This window comes from Gluconobacter sp. GP1, assembly GCF_032913585.1.
GTDB lineage: Bacteria > Pseudomonadota > Alphaproteobacteria > Acetobacterales > Acetobacteraceae > Gluconobacter > Gluconobacter cerinus.
This window is the reverse complement of the sequence record NZ_JASGXC010000003.1, coordinates 259,439-280,454: the sequence shown is the minus strand read 5'-3', so window position 1 is coordinate 280,454 and position 21,016 is coordinate 259,439. Positions and strand designations below refer to the sequence as shown.

Here is a 21,016-nt window from a genome sequence, read left to right as displayed (position 1 = left end):
AATGAGCGAAACAACTCTCTCGCCCCGCACTCTGACCATCGTCAATCGGCTGGGGCTTCATGCCCGTGCCGCCGCCAAGCTCGTAACCACGGCCGAGCGATTTGACGCAGAAACCACAGTGGAGCGCGGCGGCAACGTCGTCTCGGCTCTGTCCATCATGGGGCTTATGATGCTGGGGGCTGGAGAAGGCGAGACTGTTACTCTCAGGTCACACGGCCGACAGGCTGCTGAAGCACTGGATGCTGTCGAGGCGCTGATTTCTGACGGATTTGGTGAGCGTGACTGAAACGCCACTTCGGGCACCACGTCCAAGAGGAAGCCGTTCCCGCAAGGCCTCCAACACATCCCTGACCCTTCAGGGCAAAGCCATTACCCAGGCGATTGGTCTTGGCCCGGCAGGGCGTGTGGAAGAACTGCCCCTTCCGGAAATCGTCGAGCGATACAGCCAGATTGGTTCTGAGGCAGAACTGACAAGGCTTCAGAGCGCCATCACCCGTGCCCTGCGCCAGATCGAAAAAATGCGCGACAGGCTTGTCGGGCTTCCTGAAGAAGGGCGCGAAGAGATCGCGACCCTTCTGACGGTTTATGAGCGCATGCTTGGCCCCTCGCGCCTGACGCGGCAAGTCAGGATGCGGATTGAGGAAGAGGGGCTCTGCGCTGAGGCTGCGGTCGCGGATGTTAGTGAAGCGTTGGCGCTTCAGGTTCTGAGAACTGCCGAAGCCATGGCTGGGGAGAATGGCGGGCAGGAGCAGGATGCCAATCTGAGGCTGGCAGGCGAGTTTGAGGAAATTGGCCGCAGGTTGATCCGCAACCTGACGGGCGTCTCTTACCGTGCATTCTCCAGCCTCCCTCCGGGGTCAGTGCTGGTGGCGGAGCAGCTTCGTCCAGCGGATGTCGCGATGATTGATCCCGCCCGGATTGCCGCCGTTGTGACAGAGGGCGGTGGCGGCGCGGATCATACGGCCATCTTGCTGCGTGCGCTCGATATTCCAGCCATTCTGGCCGTGCCAAACCTTATGGCGCAGGTCACGGAAGGCGATATGCTTGTCGTGGATGGGCATCTTGGCACCATCACACTGTCCCCTAATGAAACAGAGCTGCGTCTGGCACGGGAAGCTGCCCAGAAAGAAGCCAAGGAAAAGCGGACTTTCGGTCGCCTGAAAAAGCTTCCTGCCCAGCTTCAGGGTGGCGAACCCATCGAGCTTCTGGCCAATCTGGAGCTCCCGGCCGAATTGCCCATGCTGTTGCGCAATGGTGCCAAGGGAATTGGCCTTCTGCGTAGTGAATTCCTGTTCGGCGAGCGGGACGATCTGCCTGATGAAGACGGGCAGACAGTAACGTATCGCTCTATCATTGAAGGCATGGACGGCCGACCGGTCACAATCCGTGTTCTGGATTGGGGCGGTGAAAAAGGGCGGGCCTGCATGCGTCGCCTGGGTCTCGCGGAACAGGTGGCGGATGGAGACAACCCCGCGCTCGGTTTGCGGGGTATCCGCCTCCTTCTGCGCGTTCCGGATGTGCTGGAGACGCAGTTTGCCGCCATTCTGCGGGCGGCTTCACCTGCTGACGGCAATACGGCCATTGGCCCGGTCCGCATTTTGCTGCCGATGGTAACCTCGGCGGATGAGGTGATTGAGGCGCGGGAAATTTATGACAAGGTCGCTCGCCGTCTCAAGCGCCGTCAGATCGTTTTGCCGGACCCGCTGCCGCCTTTAGGCATCATGATTGAAACGCCCGCGGCAGCTCTGACGGCCAATACCATGGCCCAGCATGCGGACTTTATGGCCCTCGGGACCAACGATCTGACGATGTACACGCTGGCTGTGGATCGGGCGGACTCCATGGTGGCAGACCGCTACAGCCCGCTGCACCCTGCCGTACTTCAGTTGATTGCCTTGACAGCAGAGTCCGCCCTGCGGGCTCATCGTCCTATCTCGGTATGTGGAGAAATGGCATCGGACCCGCGGGTTGTCGCGCTGCTGATCGGGCTTGGCCTACGGTCGTTTTCCATGAATTCCGCCTCTCTTCCACGCGTGAAACGCCTGATCAGAACGCTGAAGATGGAAGACTGTGATCACCTCAGACGCTATGTGATGATGGAGACAGATCTGGCTTCCATTCAGTCGCTGATCTGTGATTTCGCACTCTGATTCTGGTCCGCTTCAAGGCTCTCTATCGAAAAACAGTCGGCATGATGCCATATAGGAGAGACCATGCCGGATTCGTCTTTTGAGACCTCCTCTGCGGAGGACCTGTCCTTTTCCCCATCCATCACCTCCCGTCTTGAGCGGGCTGGGGACTGGTGCCGTCACCGTGGGCAACGCCTGACGGAGACGCGACGTCAGGTTCTTGGGCTGATCCTGTCTTCCGATAAGCCGTCCGGTGCTTACGATTTGCTGGCGCGTTTGCGGCCAGCGCACCCCAATGCCGCTCCTCCGACCGTCTATCGTGCACTGGATTTCCTTCTGGAACAGGGGCTGATCCATCGGCTTGAAAGACTGAGCGCTTTCGTTGCCTGCTCCCATGCGACAGACTGCCACCATGGGTGCGATCATGGCGAATGGGGCGTTCATCGTGCTCAGTTCCTGATCTGCAAATCCTGTGGGCGGGCGTGGGAGCTTGAACAGGAAACGATTGTGCCGGCCCTCATGCTGGCGGCCAAGGATGTTGGATTTCGGGCTGAGGCTGCGACTGTAGAAATTGAGGGTGTTTGCGCAGCCTGCCAGAAAACCGGCGCTCGAAGCGGGAACTGACCCATCATGGGCGTGAGACGTTCTCCACCGCCCGCCCTGCCGTTTGATACTCTTCCAGAGCGCTCATCACCTTCGCCCCAAGTCCGCCGGACAAGAAAAACGCCGCATATCTCTCAGCCGGATCTTTTGGACTGGCAGCCTCCAGTGACACACCTGACTGCTGAAGAGGTGGGTGCCATCATGCTTGATGCTGAGGCGTTCCGTCCCCCGGCTGGTGAGACCTTTCTGTACGCCCTGATGAGCCGCGCAGAGGGACAAGCTGTTATCGAAGGCGGATTACCCCTCGCAGACCGGTTGATTTTTCTTGAAGGATCTCTGGCCGCGTTGGCTCTAGCCGATATCCCGCCCGAGCAGGACATCGGAATTCTGCGTGTGCGACGCCGGTTGATCCAGTCCTGGCTGGAGGTGGCTCACGAGGGTCACGGGCCGTGCTATGTGCTGGTCGCAAAAGATCCATCAGGTCGCTGACAACAGAGGTTAAAAGACATGACAGCACACACGGGCTCCGGATTGCTCGCGGAAGTCACGCGCGGAAAACAGGTTGAGTCACGGCATCTGGGCCGGGCCGTGGTTGTGGATGCCGATGGCTCTGTTGTCTGGTCCTGCGGGGATGTGGATGCAGCTGTCTTTCCGCGTTCGACCGTCAAGTCCCTGCTGGCAATTGAACTCGTCGAAAGTGGAGCGGCTGATCGGCTGGGCCTTTCCGACGAAGCTCTTGCGCTCGCCTGTGCCTCTCATAATGGCGAAGAGGCGCACGCCAAGGTTGCTGCTTCCATGCTCGCCGCCGTGGGACGGGATGTCGCTGCCCTGGAATGTGGAACTCATTGGCCAACGTACGAGCCTGCGGCCCGTGCCCTGGCCGCCGCGCATCAGTCCGCATGCCCGCTTCACAACAACTGTTCCGGCAAGCACGCCGGTCTCATCTGTCTGGCTTGTGACCAAGGCGTGGATCCTGTGGGCTATATTGACCCCGCTCATGAGATCCAGCGCCGTGTGACAGATGTTCTGGCCTCCATGACCCAGACCCCTCATACAGACGCCAACCGCGGAACGGATGGTTGCTCAATGCCAACATATGCGGTGCCTCTGAAGGCTCTTGCCCATGGTTTTGCCCGGTTCGGGAGTGGTGTTGGCCTTTCTTCTGAAAGAGCCAAAGCGACACAGCGGCTTCGGGAGGCTGTGGCAGCTCATCCGTTTATGGTGGCTGGAACCGGACGATATGACACAACGGTCATGAACAATTTCGAAACTCGTGCGTTCATCAAAATGGGCGCTGAAGGTGTCATGATCGCAGCATTGCCGGAACAGGGACTGGGTTTCGCCATCAAGACTGATGACGGTGCCAACAGGGCGGCAGAAGTGGCCATGTCGGCTCTGCTGCATCATTTCGGTGGTGAAGCGCTGTGCCGAACGGCAGAAGATCATGCGATTTTCGCTGAGACCAAGACGCAGACACTGCGCAACTGGCAGGGCGTTACGGTGGGTGAAATCAGGGCTGCCCTCACGATCTAAGCGAGATCGTGCTATAAAGATGACAATTCAGGCATCCACCAGAACTGGTGGGTGTCATTTTTTTGCGAAGGATACCCGCCAAGCATGACGGATCAGGTCAGGACCGAAGAGACCATCCAGCCAGATAACAGTGGAACATCTGTTTTTGATCCAACACGGTTCAAGATCATCGCCATTGGAGTGATTGCCGCTCTCGCAGGGTTAATGTCCGGTCTGGATATCGGTGTTGTTGCGGGTGCTCTGGATCTGATCGGTCAGGAATTCCATGCCTCTACGCTGGCGCTGGAATGGGTCGTCAGTTCCATGATGGCAGGTGCCGCTGCTGGTGCTCTGGGTGCAGGCTGGCTCTCCCATCATCTGGGCCGCAAGCGATCCCTTATTCTTGGCGCAGCAGTGTTCGTGGTTGGAACGCTGGGCTGTGCGATGGGATGGTCCCTTCCATCCATCATTCTCTTCCGCGTCATCATGGGGATTGCGGTAGGTATTTCAGCCTTTACGGCGCCGTTATACCTGTCGGAAATCGCCAGCGAAGAGTCTCGTGGCGCCATGGTCTCGACCTACCAGCTGATGGTGACAGTCGGAATTTTCGTCGCCTTCCTGTCAGACACCTATTTTTCCTACAGTGAAAACTGGCGCTGGATGTTTGGTGTCGCGGGTATTCCTGCGGTCCTGTTTCTGATTGGCGTTCTGTTTCTGCCATACAGCCCGCGCTGGCTGATTATGCAGGGACGTCACAAGGAAGCCCGTGAAATCCTCGTGGATCTGCGGAATGACCCGCTGGAGGCTGCCAAGGAAATTCGCGCCATTCGTGAACAGCTTGAAACCAGGCAGGAAGGCTTCAAACTTTTCCGCACGAACAGCAATTTCCGTCGTTCTGTCGCTCTTGGCATCATGTTGCAGGCCATGCAGCAGCTCGCAGGCATTAATATCGTCATGTATTACGCCCCGAATATCCTAGCGGCGGCTCATTTCGATGCGCATTCCCAAATGTGGTGCACAGCCATTATCGGCCTGGTCAACATGCTGGCAACATTTGTGGCGGTTGGTCTTGTGGATCGATGGGGCCGTAAGCCAATCCTGTATGCTGGCTTTACAGTCATGGCGATTGGAATGGGCGTGCTTGCCATGCTGCTTCAGGGCGGCATGACAACGCAGTCTTCCCAGATTGCAGCCGTGTTCCTGCTGATGATCTTCTGTGCCGGATTTGCGATGTCTGCTGGCCCGCTGATGTGGGTTCTCTGTGCGGAAATTCAGCCCCTTGGGGGCCGCGACTTCGGTATTGCGATGTCAACCTTCACAAACTGGATGACCAATCTTCTTGTGGGTGTGAGCTTCCTGTCGCTTATGAAAGCCATTGGAACAGGCGGAACATTCTGGCTCTTCGCAGGCCTGAATGCACTGTTTTTGCTGCTGACAATTTTGTTTGTGCCAGAAACAAAGGGTATGTCTCTGGCCGTTATCGAGAAGCGGCTGATGCAGGGCACGAAGCTGCGTAAGCTCGGCCGCTAATCTCCCGAAACATATTCTGCCCGATAGAAACGTTCGGCCTATGGTCGGACGTTTCTGCTATAAAGGGGACCAGCTGAAGGAGGCTGTCATGACCAATTTTTCTCTCTCGTCCGAAGGTCCGGGTCGTGGAGGCGTTCTCCTTGTTTATGGGCTCTATATCGCCCGGTTTTTCACGGGCATTTCCCTATTGGCGGGAGTGATCCTCGCTTACGTCCTGAAAGGCTCCAGCCACGGTGTGGTCCGAACGCATCTGAGTTGGCTCATTCGCCTGTTCTGGTATGACGTTGCCTTCATCATCGGGTGTGCTGCTCTTTTCGGCGCCTGTTTCATTACCGAACCTCCCGGAAGTTCCGGGCCAGGACAGCTCCTCTTCCTGATTCCGATTGGTATTTTTGCTCTGTGGAACATCGCTCTGCTTGTGTCGCTGTTTTATGGCGTACGATCCCTGACGCAGAACCAGGGGCCACTGCCTGATCGCTTCCGGGTGCTTGGCGAATAAACTGGCGAATTACGCCATTCTCAGTCTGTCTTGCAGTGAGTGGCAAGGCAGACTGATAGGAAAATCAGGAACTGGCACAGTTTCTGCATGAGCTCTTCTGTTGAGGATCATCCTCCAGAGGAGTTCATTCATGTACACCACGACGATGTCCGGTTATGGAGCCGCCCGACAGGATACGGGCCGTGACTACGTCCTGCTGATTTATGCGCTGTATCTCGCCGGCTTCTTTACAGGAATTACGGCATTCGTGGGCGTAACACTCGCCCATGTAGCGCGCCGCTCCGCAACTGGCCTGAAACGTGCCCAGCTGGACTGGCAGATCAGACTGTTCTGGTATGGAGCATTTGCGCTGACAGTGATTGGCTTGATTCACCTGATGGTCGCAGGGCTTGGTGCCATCACGGGTGGTCTTGGTCTGGTCTTCATGGTCGTGCCGTGGGGGCTGACCCTGACATGGGGTATTCTCACCGCCTGGGCCGTCGTGCGTGGAATGTATGCAGCATTGATGAACCGCCCGGTTGCATCATCCAACTCCTTCTGATGCCAAAGAAAGCGAATACAATGCCTGTTTTCCGTGCCGTTTTCCCTGTGCTGCTTGCTGCAACTTGCCTGACTTCCAGCGCGCTCGCTGCTCCGCTCAGTCAGAGCACATCCAGCGAAGATCTATCCTACGCAACCCTGCCGGAAGGGGGGATCATTTCCACCATTAGTGGGGATGTAGAAGTCAAAACTTCTTCCGGGCCGTTGTCCATCCGAAGTGTCAGTGGCGATACGGACGTTTCATCATCCAATGGCCCCGTATCCGTCACAACGGTCAGTGGCGATACGCAGGTTGGTCAGATTCAGGGGGCGCTTCAGATCAAGTCCGTTAGCGGCGATATCACTGTTGCCGGGGCAGCCGGGGCTGCGATGCTGATGACCGTGAGCGGTGACGCACATCTTGAGAAAGCAGCCGGGGACGTCACGGCCAAAAGCTCCAGCGGCGATCAGGACATCACCCTGACCTCAGCACCCAATGCACGCACTGTGCTTTTGGAATCTGCGTCCGGCGATATCACGCTTCACGTGCCGAAGGGTTTTGGTGGCACCTTCGACATCCAGCTCCGTCAGGGACGTTCACAGAAAGACTTTCCCCTTGAGCAGTCACTGGGTCTGGCTGTGAATGTTGGTCCGTGGGAGAAGCCGAGCCTTGTCTCAAGTGAATCCCGGAAGATTACAGCAAGTGGAAAGGTCGGTGACGGGAAAGACCATGTCACGCTCCGGGATGTCTCTGGAACCATCCGTATCGTTCAGGACTGACCGTCCCATCCTAAATGGCGCAGCGCCTCGGCCATAGCTGGGGCGGGCGGCGCAACAGCGTCGAGGGTTTCTTCAGCGAGCGGTACGTGAAGGCTACGAGCCAGAAGATGCAGGCCTCCTGCATTTTCTGAGCCGTAAACCCGGTCACCCACAATCGGTGTCCCGAGATGGGCACAATGGATGCGGGCCTGATGGGTACGTCCTGTCAGAAGTTCCAGCTCCAGCCAGCTCCGGCTGCCTGCCTGGCCCAGAACGCGCCACCGTGTGATGGCAGCATCGCCTTTCGGATCCACAATCATACGCCAGCCTGAGGGCATCGAATGTCGGAGCAGGGGAGCGGAAATCTCGCCTTCCTGCTGAGCTGGGACGCCTTCAACAACGGTCCAGTACAGTTTGCGGACCTGGCGTGCCTGAAAAGCATTCTGGGCTTCGATCAGAGCCGTCTTGCGGCGTGCAATCAGCAGGCAGCCAGATGTATCCGCATCAAGGCGGTGGGCCAGCCAAGGCCCTCCACGTGGATGGGTCACGAGGCGCGTCTCTACGGAATCCTGAGTGGATGGACCGGGGTGAACAGCCAGCCCGGCAGGTTTGTTCAGGATCAGGAAGCGCGATGTTTCCAGCAGAACAGGAAGATCCTGCCCCAGATAGAAAAGACCACGCGGGGCAGGGGAGGGGGGAGTTTCGCCGCGGCCTCTGCGTCTGTCAGTCCTCATGGGATGCAGGACGACGGGCTAGAATTTCACGTTTGCCCACATGGTTGGCTGGCCCGATGATGCCTTCCTTTTCCATCTGGTCAATCAGTTTCGCCGCGCGGTTATACCCGATCGAAAGATGGCGCTGGATAAAGCTGGTCGAGGCGCGACCTTCCGTCATGACAATGTCTACGGCCTGTTCGAACAGGCTGCCTTCACCATCTCCACCGCTTCCGCCGCTGCTCATGCCGCCACCGGAGGAGCCACCTTCTTCATCTTCCCCGGAGACAACATCATCGTTGTAGATCGGATCGCCCTTGGAGCGCAGATCTGCCACGACCTCTTCGACCTCATCATCAGCCACAAACGGGCCATGGACACGTGTAATGCGGCCACCGCCCTGCATGAACAGCATATCACCCTGACCAAGAAGCTGCTCGGCACCCTGTTCCTGCAGAATGGTGCGACTGTCGAACTTGCTGATGACCTGGAAGGAAATACGGGTTGGGAAGTTGGCCTTGATGGTGCCGGTAATCACGTCAACGGACGGGCGCTGCGTGGCCATGATGACGTGAATACCAGCCGCACGAGCCTTCTGCGCAAGACGCTGCACCGCCGTCTCGATTTCCTTGCCAGCGACCATCATCAGGTCAGCCATTTCGTCGATCACCACGACGATATACGGTAGGTTTTCCAGCGGAACCTGCTGTTCGTCAAAGACGGGCTTGCCTGTCTCAGGATCAAACCCGGTCTGAACGCGGCGGGTAACCATCTCCCCGGATGCCCGAAGCTGGCTGACGCGTTCGTTGTAGCCGTTGATATTACGGACCTGAAGCTGCGCCATCAGACGATAGCGACGGTCCATCTCCTGCACGGTCCACTTGAGAGCACTGACAGCCTTTGCCGGTTCCGTCACCACAGGGGTCAGAAGATGCGGAATTCCGTCGTAAATCGACAGTTCCAAGATCTTTGGATCAATCATGATCAAACGGCACTCTTCCGGGCTAAGCCGATAGAGCAGTGACAGGATCATGGAGTTGATGCCGACGGACTTACCCGACCCAGTCGTACCAGCCACCAGAAGATGCGGCATTTTTGCGAGGTCCGTATAGACCGGAACGCCAGCAATATCCTTGCCCAGCGCAATCTGGAGGCGGCCTACGCCATTGGTCCATTCCGGCGTCATAAGCAGTTCGGAGAAGAACACCATCTCGCGTTTGGCATTCGGAACCTCGATACCAATGACATTCCGGCCCGGTACCGTCGCGATACGCACACTGAGAACGGAGAGGGACCGCGCCACGTCATCCGCCAGACCGATCACACGTGAAGATCGGATACCCGGAGCAGGTTCAAGCTCATAAAGCGTGACAACCGGGCCTGCGTGAATGTCGCCAATCGTGCCCTGAACGCCGTAATCCGCCAGAACGCTTTCCAGCAGTCGTGCATTGGACTGAAGTGTTTCCTGCGAGGGGCCTGTGGAGGCGTGTGCGGGCGGTGGGTTCAGTAGAGACAGCGGAGGAAGTTCCCAGCCTGTTGCTGCGGGGGTGCGCGGTAGCATCGGGCGGGCGGCAGGTTGTGGCTGAGCCGGGCGCTCAGGACGACGCATTCCGAAGAGGCTGCGGCGCTGTTCCGGCTCTGGTGCAGGCGGCTCGATGCTGCTCTGCGGTCCATCTTCATCCGCATCGTCTTCAACATGCGAACGCTGGATCGTTTGAACATTCCTCTGGCGGGCAATCTGCGCCAGTCGTTCCGCATAAGGGTTGGACGGCGCTTCTTCCTCTTCCGGCACCTGCGGATCTGGGGCCGCGGCGTTGGCAGCTTCTTTCCGCATGACTGCCGGATGCTCGTAAGGATCCTCCGCCGTTTCCATGGGAGGCTGCATCCAGCCCGTGTTCTGCGGCACAAAGGGAGACGGGCGCGTGCTTGGGTCGCTCTTGCCGAAGCTGCGACGCAGAAAAGACAAGGGCGCTGCATCTGGTGCAGGGCTGCTTCCCGTGTTGCCACGCTGGAATTCGTACTGACGCGGGTCGGGAGCAGGACGATCGGACGTCTGCGGGCCGTTCATGCGTCGGGCAAGAGCCACGGGCTGGCGGGCCAGCAATGCGGCCCCCTGTCCCATGGCGCGCCATTCGCGCCACTGAAGCCCCATGGCAAGTGGCATCAGAATGCCCATCAGGAGCAGAACAAGAAACACTGCCAATGCGCTGCCTGCTGAACCGGCTTCAGCGTGTGCGGCGTCAAGCAGACGATGAGCACAGGACACGCCCATTTCGCCGCCCAGACCAGCCGCTGTCGGCCAGGCCACTTCAAGCCCCGGAATAAGCAGCTGGAGCGTGCCAATGAACGTGGCGCCGGCTGGAAGAAGCAGGAGTGCAGCGATAATCCGGACGATGGGTGCGCTCATGCCGTGATGGCGGACCATACGCCAGGCCCAGGCCAGCAGCACGACAATCGGCAGACCGCTTCCTAGGCCCAGCCACTGCACCAGACCATCCGAAATAGTGGCGCCGGTCCGGCCCAGAAGGTTCGTGGGTTCTGTTCCCGTGGACGTATTGAACGACGGATCGTGCGGGTTGAAGCTCCACAGCGCGATGCCGATGGCAACAGCCGCAATCAGAAAGCCCAGTCCCAGAAGCTCCATGAGGCGGGCGTTCAGCGCACTCCGGAGCTTTGGTGTCATGTGACGGTCGTGTGCTTCACGAACGATGTTGCGCACTGTGCTGGTCGAACGGCTGAACACGGCCAAGTCTCGTCACCCCGTCGGTTTTTTGGATTACGGCTTTCAGATCAAGACTGAATTATACCTGACAGGCCACTGAATACAGTAGGAAAATTAAGGAACAGTGGATGAATGTCGCCAGATGGTCACCTTTGCCGCGCCGAATTTCCGGATCACGAGTGGCTCGGCAGGAAGTGTGGGGGAAAAGTGTTCGGAAGGTGGCACAAACGGGGCAAAATCTTCGGTCGCTCCCGTCTCTGCAACGATCAGTGCACCTTCAGCAATCCAGCCCCCTCGTGCCAGAGCGCGCAGACCCGATTCGACCAGTGTTTTCCCGTAAGGTGGATCCAGGAAAATCAGCGTATGCGGCTCTGTCGCACGGGGCGGATGCGTCACGCTGCAACTCAACACGCGGGAGATGTCCCGAGCGCGGCAGATATCGAGATTGGCGCGCAGGGCGTTCAGGGCATTGCGGTCCCGCTCGATGAAAGATGCGCGCTGAGCCCCTCGGGACAGGGCTTCCAGGCCCATCGCCCCTGTTCCGGCATAACCATCCAGGACAATGGCCTCTTCAAGCTCATCATGCCCGTACCACGGGGCATGAGCCAGCATGTCAAAGATGGCCTGCCGCGTCCGATCAGATGTCGGGCGCGTCCCTTCTCCCCGTGGGGCCATAAGTGCACGGCCCTTGTTCTCTCCGCCAACAATCCGCATGAATCAGCGGGTCCGCTTGCGGGTCGGAGCAGGTAGATCGGGGATCTGCTCGCGCAGCGTCTTCCCGTTGACTTCCTCAAGCTCACGCGCCTTCAGGGAGCCGAGCTGAAATGGACCATACGACAGACGGATCAGGCGGCTCACATGCAGGTTCAGGCCGCGCATAACCTGACGGATTTCACGGTTCTTACCTTCACGCAGAGAGACGGTCAGCCAGGAGTTGTCACCCTTGACGGAATCCAGTTCGGCTTCGATCGAGCCATAACGGATGCCTTCAAATTCAAAACCATCGACCAGAGAGGCCAGACGTCTCTCGTCCACCATGCCAAAGACGCGCACACGGTAACGGCGGACCCAGGCATTGCCGGGTAGCTCCAGACGACGTGCCAGTTCGCCATCGTTTGTCAGCAGCAGCAGACCTTCGGAATTGATATCCAGTCGGCCGACGCTGATAACACGCGGCATTCCCTCAGGCAGGGAGTCAAAAACTGTCCGGCGTTCCTGCGGGTCACGATGCGTGGTCAGAAGGCCGTCAGGCTTGTGATAACGCCACAGACGGGTACGCTCGGGATTATCCACGGGCTTACCGTCAACCAGCACGATATCACCCGGCTGAACGAATGTTGCGGGATGCGTGACGGGCTGGCCGTCCATCTTGATCCGGCCGTCTTCGATCATGCGTTCCACGTCACGACGGCTGGCAACGCCAGCGCGCGCAAGGAACTTCGCGATGCGTTCGCCTCTTGGGCCGTCGGATGTTTCAGGGGTCGGGTTAAGTTCTTCGGTCATCGTGCTGCTGCCTCCACCAGCGCCGCATACAGGCGACGGTCGCCGGGGTCGAGGGTGAATTCAGGATGCCACTGTACACCAATGGCGAATTTTGCGTCGTCCAGTTCGATTGCCTCGATCACACCGTCTGCTGCAACAGCCGAGATTTTTGCCCTTCCTGCCGTCCGTACAGCCTGATGATGGGACGAATTGACGTGCATAATCTCGGTCTCAGAAATACGGGCCAGGCGGGTGCCAGCCACAAGGGAAACCGTATGCCCGGGTTCATGGCGCGGGTTGGGCTGCTCGTGTTCCAGTTCGGGTGGAAGATGCTGGATCAGTGTCCCACCCGCATTCACGGCCATAAGTTGCATGCCGCCGCAGATTCCCAGAACAGGAATGTCCCGCTTGAGCGCAGCACGCAGAAGGGCAAGCTCGGCAGATGTTCTGGCGGGACGGGGGGTGGTTAGCGCGTGAGGCTCTTCTCCATACAGCGCAGGATCAACATCAAACGCGCCGCCAGTGATAACGAGGGCATCCAGGCGCTCTATCATCGCGTCCGCATTCCCCACATACCCCAGACAGACTGGTAAGCCGCCAGCGTCACTGAGGGTCGTGAGATAATTTTCCCGCAAGGCATGATAAGGATAGCGAGAAAATTGCCCCGGACCGCCAGGCTCATGATCGAGCGTAAGACCAATGAGCGGAGCTGTGTTCCGGGAAGGGGATGGACGGGCAGTGGTCATACGCCGCATCATCGCATTATGATTCAGGCCGATACAAGCCGCGCCATGCAGATGGCTCTTGATGCCGCAGACGAAGCGGCCCGACAGGGTGAAGTTCCCGTGGGGGCGGTTGTGCTGGATGCGGCGGGAGATGTCGTGTCCGTGGCGCGCAACCGCGTAGAGGAACTGTATGACGCCTCGGCCCATGCTGAACTCTTAGCCATGCGTGCCGCAGCAGTGAAGCTGGGTTCTCCGCGACTGACAGGATGTACGCTTGTTGTCACGCTGGAGCCCTGCCCGATGTGCGCGGGCGCCATTGTGCATTTTCGGTGCGAGCGTGTCGTGTTCGGTGCTTATGATCCCAAAGGTGGCGGGGTGGAACACGGCCCGCGTGTGTTTGAACGGCCGACCTGCCTGCACAGGCCGGAAGTGATCGGCGGACTACGCGAACGGGAAGCTGCTCTTCAGCTCAGGACATTCTTCCAGCGGCTGCGGAAAGGGTGACAAACAAAGACTTACGGATGTTTCACCTCCCGGTCAGCTTGGTGAATGGGAACGCAGTGCATAGTGCGGACTTATAACGACCGAACCGTTCTTCTGTAACAATCGGGACTGACATGACCACACGCTTCCGCGCTTCCCTTGCTGCCCTCGCTGCCACGACCTTTCTGGTCGCCGCTCCCGCTGCCATGGCGGATAACGGAGCCATCAAGCCGCAGACCAATGTTCAGGCGCTCCCCAACTTCGTCACTCTTGTGAAGCAGGTGAAGCCTGCCGTTGTTTCCATCACGGCACACATCAAGGCCGATGTTGCCGAGCAGGAAGAGAACGGGCCAGGTGGTGATGGCGGCGGCGGAATGCAGGGTTCGCCTTTCCCGTTTCCTTTCCCGTTCCAGATGATGCCGCAGCAACAGCAGCAGAACCGCACGGTGGAAGCTCGCGGATCAGGCTTCATCATCTCGGCTGATGGTTATGTCGTGACCAACAACCACGTTGTGAATGGCGCCACGAAGGTGACGGTCACGCTGGATGACGGGACCACATTGCAGGCTAAGATCATTGGCCGTGATCCGAAGACGGACGTGGCTCTTCTGCGTGTGAAGCCGACAGGTAAACTGCCGTTCATTGACCTCGGTGATTCTGACGATGTCCAGCCGGGCGAATGGGTCGTTGCCGTCGGCAATCCCTACGGTCTTGGCGGAACCGTGACGGCAGGTATCGTCTCGGCTCTGGGCCGTGATCTGCATTCCGGCGCGTATAACGACTTCATCCAGGTTGATGCGCCGATCAACCACGGCAACTCCGGTGGCCCGCTGTTCACGCAGGATGGCAAGGTCGTGGGCATCAACTCCATGATCATTTCGCCGAACGGTGGCGGTTCAATCGGTATCGGCTTCGCCATCCCGTCCAACACGGTGCGATCTGTCGTCGATCAGCTTGAAAAGACGGGTCATGTGACGCGTGGCTATTTCGGCATCGAGGGGCAGGATATTTCTCCGACGATGGCTCAGGCGCTCAATCTAAAGTCTCCGGAGCCCGGTGCTCCTCCGCATGGTACGCTGGTGGCGTCCGTCTCCAAGGGTAGCCCGGCTGAGAAGGCTGGTATCAAGAGCGGTGACGTAATCCTGACGCTGAATGGCCATCCGGTGAAGAACGGCCATGATCTGGCTGTGAAGGTTGTCTCCATTGCACCAGGAACAGACGCTACGGTGAACCTGCTGCGTGATGGCAAGCCGATGGATGTGAAGTTCACGGTGGGCAACCTCGCCAATCAGGATCATGGCAGTGGTGGTGCAGATAGCAGCCAGTCCGCCGGTGCTGGCAAGCTTGGTGTGTCTCTGGCATCCCTGACGCCGCGCGCGCGACAGGAGCTGGGCTTGGATGACAGCGTGCAGGGCGCCGTCGTTGCTGACGTTGTTCAGGGTTCCCCGGCTGATCAGTCTGGCATCCGTCCGGGCGACATTATTGTGGCCGTGGGAAATCACGTCACGCCGTCTCCCAAGGCTGTGGTGGCACAGGTGCGTGATGCTCTGTCCCGCAAGCAGCCCCCGCTGCTACGCATCCTGCGTGACGGGCAGCAGCTCTTTGTTGCTGTCTCGCCTGATGGTTCGGATGATGGCAGCTCCGGCGACGATCTCCAGTAATTCTCGTATCCGGTTTTGCGAAACAAAGCGGGGGGACAGATGTCTCCCCGCTTTTTTATGGTCGCCACAAGGGAAGGCGTCAGAGTTCTGTAACTGGACAGAAGGCCCGAGATAAGTTTTTCTGAGCCGCAATTGGCGTTCGTGCGTTACGGTCGCTTAAAACGCGGATCTGTTAAGGATTTTGGATTAATGGCCAATATCAGCCCCCTCGCCGGAAAAACGCTCGATCAGTCGCAGTTGACGGATATATCGGCCCTGGTTGCCGCTTATTATGATCGCAAGCCGGACGTCTCCATCCCGACCCAGCGTGTTTCGTTCGGGACTTCCGGACACCGTGGTTCGTCTTTCCATACCAGCTTCAACGAAGGCCATATCCTCGCCATCTGTGAAGCAATCTGTCGGTATCGTAAGGCGGAGGGGATTGATGGACCGCTCTTCATTGGCATTGACTCGCACGCCCTGTCGGCACCGGCACAGCGCTCGGCCATTGAGGTTTTCGCGGCCCACGGCATTGATGTCCGCATCGACCAGAACGATGGCTACACGCCGACGCCCGTCATTTCCCACGCTATTCTGACCTACAACAAGGGCCGCACGACGGGTCTGGCCGATGGTGTGGTTGTCACGCCGTCCCATAACCCGCCGACGGATGGTGGTTTCAAGTACAATCCGACGAATGGTGGTCCGGCGGATACTGCCGTGACGAAAGCCATTCAGGACATGGCGAATGAGCTGCTGGCGGATGGCCTGAAGGACGTAAAGCGCCTGCCTTACGACGAAGCCAAGAACGCACCGTCCATCAAGCGCTATGATTACGTCACGCCGTATGTGGCTGATCTGGAAAACGTCATTGACATGGCGGCCATCCGTGATGCGGGCGTGAAGATTGGTATTGATCCGCTTGGTGGCGCTGCCGTTGGCTACTGGAAGCCGATTGTTGAGAAGTACGGCCTGAACGCTACGATCGTCAGCGATGTTGTGGACCCGCAGTTTGCGTTTATGACGGCAGACTGGGACGGACAGATCCGTATGGACTGTTCTTCGCCCTATGCCATGGCGCGTCTCATCAAGATGGGCCAGAATTTTGACGTCGCGTTCGCCAATGACACGGATGCAGACCGTCACGGTATCGTGGCCATGCCGGATGGCTTGATGAACCCGAACCACTATCTGGCTGTGGCGGTTTCGTACCTGTTCCAGAACCGCCCCGAGTGGAAGCCTGATCTCGGTGTCGGCAAGACGCTGGTGAGCAGTGGTCTGATTGATCGCGTTGTCGCAGATATGGGCCGCAAACTGGTCGAGGTGCCGGTCGGCCTGAAATGGTTCGTGCCGGGCCTGATGGATGGCTCGCTGGGCTTCGGCGGCGAGGAAAGCGCAGGCGCAACTTTCCTGCGTCGTGATGGTTCAGTCTGGACGACCGACAAGGACGGCCTCATTCTCGGTCTTCTTGCTGCGGAAATTACAGCCAAGACGGGCAAGAACCCGAGCCAGCATTATCACGAGATCATCGCCCGTCTCGGAACGCCATATTATGCGCGGATCGACGCAGCAGCGAACCCGGAGCAGAAGGCCAAGCTCAGCAAGCTGGCGCCTGAGCAGTTCCCGCTTGAAGAACTGGCTGGTGACAAGATCATTGCCAAGCTGACGAAGGCACCGGGTAATGGCGCGGCGATCGGCGGCCTGAAGGTTGTGACGGAAAACGGCTGGTTCGCAGCCCGTCCGTCCGGCACGGAAGATGTTTACAAAATCTATGCCGAGAGCTTCAAAAGCCCAGAGCACCTGAAGGCCATTCAGGACGAGGCACAGGCTGCGATTTCCAAAGTCTTTGCGTCTTGAAGGTGTCGCCTTCAAAAACGCAGTAACAACATTGGGCTACCATCTTTAAACGAGATGGTGGCCTTTTTTGTGGAATGTTTTTCCCGCCCGTTCAGAAAGGCAGTACGGGCCTTTATTTTCCCGAGAGGCTTCGGTGCAACCGTGCAATGGCACCCGGCAGGCCGCGGATTTTTAGGATGCGACCTGTCTCGTCGTGATCTTCGGACAGGACGCGGGCGCTCTCGTAAATCTCGCCGATCAGTCCCTGTTTCGAGTAGGGCAGTACCAGAACATCATCGACCATCTTCGTCTCGAAAAAGGCGATCAGGCTCTCTCGTAAAGCACTGACATCGTCAGGCCGATGGGCAGACAATGGAATGGCGTCGGGATGCTTTTCCAGCAGTTCAGCGCGCCGGGCGTCATCCACTTTATCCATTTTGTTCAGAACAAGCCGGGACGGCACAACATCCGCTCCGATTTCATGCAGAACACTGCGGCTAACCTCAAGCTGAGCTTCGTAAGTCGGGTCCGAGGCATCTACGACAAACAGCAGTAGTGACGCTTCCAGCGCTTCAGACAGCGTGGAGCGGAACGAGGCGACCAGATCATGGGGGAGCTGTTTGATGAAACCCACCGTGTCGGACACAAGAATACGCGGACGTGTCTCGGGCTGAAGTGTCCGGACTGTCGTATCGAGCGTAGCGAAGAGCTTGTCCTGTACCAGAACTTCGCTACCGGTGAGCGCGCGCATCAGGGAGGACTTACCAGCGTTGGTGTAACCCACCAGCGCGACGCGGAGCTGATCCCGCCGTGCAGAACGCCGGTTATCGCTATCGCGTTGCACGGCTTCCAGCTGGGTTTTCAGCTCGGCAAGGCGGTCCCGGATCTTGCGGCGATCAAGCGACAGATTGGTTTCGCCAGCCCCAGGCCCCTGCTGTCTGCCGCCACCATTCGAGGATTCCCGCAGGCGTGGGGCAACGTATTTTAGCCGCGCCATCTCCACCTGAAGCTTTGCTTCGCGGGTATTGGCGTGACGATGGAAAATTTCAACAATGACACCCGTACGATCCAGCACCTGCGCGCCGGTAGCGCGTTCGAGATTGCGGATCTGACTGGGCGTCAGTTCGTGGTCAACAATGACGAATTCTGGCTTGCGGGGGCCATCTAAGTCTTCTTCATCGGGCTCTGATGCTTCAATGGTGCCCTCAAAGCGTTTGCGGGCCTTTGTCATCGGGGTCTTGACCATCGGTGTGATGATCCCGCGGCCGCCGGTAATGTCTGCGAGCTCTTCCAGCTTACCAGCGCCAAGGAGCGACGCAGCGCCCGTACCTTCGCGCTTTTGCGAGACGGACCCGATGACATCATAGCCAAGCGTTTTAACCAGTCTCCCCAGTTCTTCCAGGCTGGCTTCGTGTGCGACGTCATCGACGTCAGGGGTCTGGATGCCGACAAGAACGGCGAGCGGAATGGGGAGCTTTGTTTCCATTCGCCCTTACATAGCACGGATTATGACAACGCCATCGAAATGCATGGACGGCGTGATTCACTGTTTCGATGAGGCAGAACGAGACGGATTTTCTGCACGTTTCTGACGAAGTTTGTTGTCTGGGGCTGGGGGGTGCGGCATGAGAAGGCACAATCAGAAACCACCCTTTTTCCGTCAGCAGGTCCGTACAGATGTCAGAACACACCCCAATTGGTCTCGGAAAAGAAGCCAGAACCGTCAAGGCATTGACCCACTCGGGCAATTTCCATGCCGACGAGACGCTGGGTTACGCCATTCTTCACTACGCCCTTTCGCCGGAAGGCAGTCTGCGTGGCCGTGTGCTCGGTGAGGACGCAGACGACCGCCTGCAGTTTGTTCGCACCCGGTCACCGGAGCGTATTGCAGAAGCCGATATCGTTTTTGATGTCGGCGGTGTCTTTGATCCGTCCATCGGGCGGTATGACCATCACATGAAGGACAAGCCCCTGCGTGATGACGGGACGCCGTATAGCGCTGCGGGTCTGTTGTGGAAGGACTACGGCCACGCTGCCATCCGCAATATCGTCACCACACCGGTGACCGAGGACATGGTTGCCGCCATCTGGCAGTCGCTCGACAAGTCCCTGATCATTCCCGTTGATCAAGATGACAATGGCGTGGCCAAGATGGGCAAGCTGTCTCTTGCGGATATTGTTTCTGCGTGCAGCCCGGCCTGGGATACTGCGGAGCTTTACGGAGCGCAGGAAGCCAAAAAGCGTGAAGCTTTAGGGTTTGCGAATGCGGCAACGGCCGTCGCATCCCATCTGGTCAATATGGTTGACCGTGTACGGGCCAGCCTCAAGGCGGCTAACCGCGTTGTGGAAGCTTACGAGGCAGCAGAAGATAAGCGCATCCTTGTCATGGAAACGGGAATGCCCACGGAAAAGGTCATTTTCGAGCGTGACCTGCCGGTGGTGTATGTTGTCTCTCCAGCAGGCCCGGAGCAGTGGAATGTGAAAGCCATTCCTCCTGTGCGCGGCGATTTCGGGCAGCGTGTGTCACTGCCGGAGGCTTGGGGTGGGCTAGAAAAAACTGCGCTAGCGGCCGTTTCGGGCGTTCCGGATGCAGTTTTTGCACATCCGGCCCGTTTCATCTGTGGCGCGGGAAGCCGGGACGGGGCCATCACCATGGCGCGCCTGGCGTTGGAAATCGATGCGGCCCTGCAATCCAAAGCTGGCTGATCGTCTTCACTAGAAGGACATTGATCCGGACAACAATGCCCGGATCAATGTCTAATCTGTAAATGCTGGTTCAGGCTGCAATTTCGGCAAGCAGCGCGTCTACATCTTCTGGCCGGGTGTAGTAACTCGTGACCAGACGGATCAGTGTGCCAGAGACGTCTTCCGGTGTAGGCCAGCGGTAGAAGGTGTAGCCCACAGCTTCCAGATCTTTCAAAACCAGATCCGGCAGGATGACGAAAACCTCGTTGCTCTGCCGTTCATAAGGCATCTGGGCTGCCGGATGACGACGAAGCCCATCGACGAGACGCTGGGCCATCTGGTTGGCATGGGCAGCGTTCCGGAGCCACACATCGTTTTCCAGCAATGCGTGAAGCTGCGCACTCAGGAAGCGATGCTTGGACCACAGATTGCCACTGCGTTTGATGCGACGCAGAAACTCTTTAACCAGTGGGCGTGTCCGCTCATTGAGGAAAAAGACCACGGCTTCCGCCGCCATTGCGCCAGCCTTGGTGCCTCCGAAGCTCAGAACATCCACACCTGCTTTCCACGTCACGTCTGCCGCAGAGCAGCCAAGATGGGCCACCGCATTCCCCAGGCGCGCGCCATCAAGATGCACACTCAGGCCATGGTCGTGTGCGATGCGCGTCAGTGCGGCCAACTCCTCCAGACTATAGACAAGTCCCCATTCGTTCGCCTGTGTGAGTGACAGGGCCTGAATGACAGGGCTGAGAATACCGCTTTCCTCATTATTCCTGAGAACGGCAGGCATTGTCGCCGGGTCCAGCTTTCCTTCTGCGGATGGAATGCAGACGAGCTTGGCGCCATGCATGTAGAATTCCGGAGCGCCACCTTCATCCGTGTTGATATGGGCGCTCTGGTCGCACAACACGGCTCCGTAAGGTGAGACCAGCGCGGAAAGCGCGATACTGTTGGCGGCAGTTCCAGTCGCGATCGGGAAAACAGCCACTTCCGTCTCGAAGATGTCCCCAAACCGTTTGTTCAGGGATTGGGTAAGATCATCTGCTCCGTAAGATCCAACACTGCCCTCATTGGCGGCCAGCAAGGCTGCCATGACTTCAGGGCAGATGGGGGTAACATTGTCACTGGCGAAGTTCTTGCGTATTTCCTCGGACATAAAACCATCCTTTTCCTGCGCAC

At 58.3% G+C, this 21,016-nt stretch carries 20 protein-coding genes; 13 read left to right on the top strand and 7 right to left on the bottom strand.

All coding sequences use genetic code 11. The features are described 5' to 3' along the window. The first annotated feature begins 1 nt into the window (after position 1). The 9 genes from R5H23_RS09470 to R5H23_RS09430 all read left to right on the top strand — a co-directional run bounded on the left by R5H23_RS09470 (position 2) and on the right by R5H23_RS09430 (position 7,572). Positions 2-286 carry an HPr family phosphocarrier protein gene (locus R5H23_RS09470; RefSeq protein WP_086633508.1) on the top strand — a complete coding sequence of 95 codons (285 nt, stop codon included), beginning with the start codon at positions 2-4 and terminating at the stop codon, positions 284-286. Then, the gene (ptsP, locus tag R5H23_RS09465; protein WP_408874344.1) at positions 273-2,150 is read left to right on the top strand and encodes a phosphoenolpyruvate--protein phosphotransferase; all 1,878 of its coding nucleotides are present in this window, start codon (positions 273-275) and stop codon (positions 2,148-2,150) included. The genes R5H23_RS09470 and ptsP overlap by 14 nt, the downstream gene beginning before the upstream one ends. 63 nt (positions 2,151-2,213) lie before the next feature. Next, positions 2,214-2,753, top strand: coding sequence for a Fur family transcriptional regulator (locus R5H23_RS09460; RefSeq protein ID WP_046900634.1), 540 nt, complete (start codon positions 2,214-2,216; stop codon positions 2,751-2,753). A gap of 6 nt (positions 2,754-2,759) precedes the next feature. Continuing rightward, positions 2,760-3,221 carry a hypothetical protein gene (locus R5H23_RS09455; protein ID WP_317215238.1) on the top strand — a complete coding sequence of 154 codons (462 nt, stop codon included), beginning with the start codon at positions 2,760-2,762 and terminating at the stop codon, positions 3,219-3,221. Between the two features lie 18 nt (positions 3,222-3,239). Then, the gene (locus R5H23_RS09450) at positions 3,240-4,265 is read left to right on the top strand and encodes an asparaginase (RefSeq protein WP_317215237.1); all 1,026 of its coding nucleotides are present in this window, start codon (positions 3,240-3,242) and stop codon (positions 4,263-4,265) included. An 84-nt stretch (positions 4,266-4,349) separates the two neighbouring features. Further along, positions 4,350-5,774, top strand: a complete 1,425-nt coding sequence (locus tag R5H23_RS09445) for a sugar porter family MFS transporter (RefSeq protein WP_317215236.1) — start codon at positions 4,350-4,352, stop codon at positions 5,772-5,774. Positions 5,775-5,862: 88 nt separating this feature from the next. After that, on the top strand, positions 5,863-6,273 hold the full coding sequence (locus R5H23_RS09440; protein ID WP_317215235.1) for a hypothetical protein: 411 nt from the start codon (positions 5,863-5,865) through the stop codon (positions 6,271-6,273). 130 nt (positions 6,274-6,403) lie between these two features. Beyond that, complete coding sequence (locus R5H23_RS09435; RefSeq protein ID WP_099211614.1) at positions 6,404-6,814, top strand: hypothetical protein; 411 nt, start codon at positions 6,404-6,406, stop codon at positions 6,812-6,814. A 20-nt stretch (positions 6,815-6,834) separates the two neighbouring features. Then, the gene (locus R5H23_RS09430) at positions 6,835-7,572 is read left to right on the top strand and encodes a DUF4097 family beta strand repeat-containing protein (RefSeq protein ID WP_317215233.1); all 738 of its coding nucleotides are present in this window, start codon (positions 6,835-6,837) and stop codon (positions 7,570-7,572) included. Here R5H23_RS09430 and R5H23_RS09425 read toward each other — a convergent pair. The 5 genes from R5H23_RS09425 to R5H23_RS09405 form a co-directional block, all read right to left on the bottom strand. Next, positions 7,563-8,285 carry an RNA pseudouridine synthase gene (locus R5H23_RS09425; protein WP_317215232.1) on the bottom strand — a complete coding sequence of 241 codons (723 nt, stop codon included), beginning with the start codon at positions 8,283-8,285 and terminating at the stop codon, positions 7,563-7,565. The two genes, R5H23_RS09430 and R5H23_RS09425, sit on opposite strands and share 10 nt — an antisense overlap. Next, positions 8,275-10,983 carry a DNA translocase FtsK gene (locus R5H23_RS09420; protein WP_317215479.1) on the bottom strand — a complete coding sequence of 903 codons (2,709 nt, stop codon included), beginning with the start codon at positions 10,981-10,983 and terminating at the stop codon, positions 8,275-8,277. The genes R5H23_RS09425 and R5H23_RS09420 overlap by 11 nt, the downstream gene beginning before the upstream one ends. 117 nt (positions 10,984-11,100) lie before the next feature. Further along, positions 11,101-11,700 carry a 16S rRNA (guanine(966)-N(2))-methyltransferase RsmD gene (gene rsmD / locus R5H23_RS09415; RefSeq protein ID WP_064274599.1) on the bottom strand — a complete coding sequence of 200 codons (600 nt, stop codon included), beginning with the start codon at positions 11,698-11,700 and terminating at the stop codon, positions 11,101-11,103. Between the two features lie 3 nt (positions 11,701-11,703). Continuing rightward, the gene (locus tag R5H23_RS09410; RefSeq protein ID WP_046900642.1) at positions 11,704-12,489 is read right to left on the bottom strand and encodes a pseudouridine synthase; all 786 of its coding nucleotides are present in this window, start codon (positions 12,487-12,489) and stop codon (positions 11,704-11,706) included. Beyond that, the gene (locus R5H23_RS09405; RefSeq protein ID WP_317215231.1) at positions 12,486-13,226 is read right to left on the bottom strand and encodes a gamma-glutamyl-gamma-aminobutyrate hydrolase family protein; all 741 of its coding nucleotides are present in this window, start codon (positions 13,224-13,226) and stop codon (positions 12,486-12,488) included. The genes R5H23_RS09410 and R5H23_RS09405 overlap by 4 nt, the downstream gene beginning before the upstream one ends. Positions 13,227-13,232: 6 nt before the next feature. Here R5H23_RS09405 and R5H23_RS09400 point away from each other — a divergent pair, with 6 nt between their 5' ends. The 3 genes from R5H23_RS09400 to pgm all read left to right on the top strand — a co-directional run bounded on the left by R5H23_RS09400 (position 13,233) and on the right by pgm (position 17,173). Then, complete coding sequence (locus R5H23_RS09400; protein WP_064274601.1) at positions 13,233-13,697, top strand: nucleoside deaminase; 465 nt, start codon at positions 13,233-13,235, stop codon at positions 13,695-13,697. Positions 13,698-13,810: 113 nt separating this feature from the next. Beyond that, the gene (locus R5H23_RS09395) at positions 13,811-15,337 is read left to right on the top strand and encodes a Do family serine endopeptidase (RefSeq protein WP_046900645.1); all 1,527 of its coding nucleotides are present in this window, start codon (positions 13,811-13,813) and stop codon (positions 15,335-15,337) included. A 189-nt stretch (positions 15,338-15,526) separates the two neighbouring features. After that, on the top strand, positions 15,527-17,173 hold the full coding sequence (pgm, locus tag R5H23_RS09390; protein WP_317215230.1) for a phosphoglucomutase (alpha-D-glucose-1,6-bisphosphate-dependent): 1,647 nt from the start codon (positions 15,527-15,529) through the stop codon (positions 17,171-17,173). A gap of 112 nt (positions 17,174-17,285) precedes the next feature. Here pgm and hflX read toward each other — a convergent pair whose 3' ends face one another. After that, positions 17,286-18,638: a GTPase HflX gene (gene hflX, locus R5H23_RS09385; RefSeq protein WP_317215229.1), complete on the bottom strand. Its 1,353-nt coding sequence runs from the start codon at positions 18,636-18,638 to the stop codon at positions 17,286-17,288. 191 nt (positions 18,639-18,829) lie between these two features. Here hflX and R5H23_RS09380 point away from each other — a divergent pair, with 191 nt between their 5' ends. Next, the gene (locus tag R5H23_RS09380) at positions 18,830-19,858 is read left to right on the top strand and encodes an MYG1 family protein (protein WP_317215228.1); all 1,029 of its coding nucleotides are present in this window, start codon (positions 18,830-18,832) and stop codon (positions 19,856-19,858) included. Positions 19,859-19,928: 70 nt separating this feature from the next. On the opposite strand, the gene R5H23_RS09375 is transcribed toward R5H23_RS09380, so the two are convergent. After that, entirely contained in the window at positions 19,929-20,993 is a 1,065-nt protein-coding gene (locus R5H23_RS09375; protein WP_317215227.1) for a low specificity L-threonine aldolase, read from the bottom strand. Between the last annotated feature and the right edge of the window lie 23 nt (positions 20,994-21,016).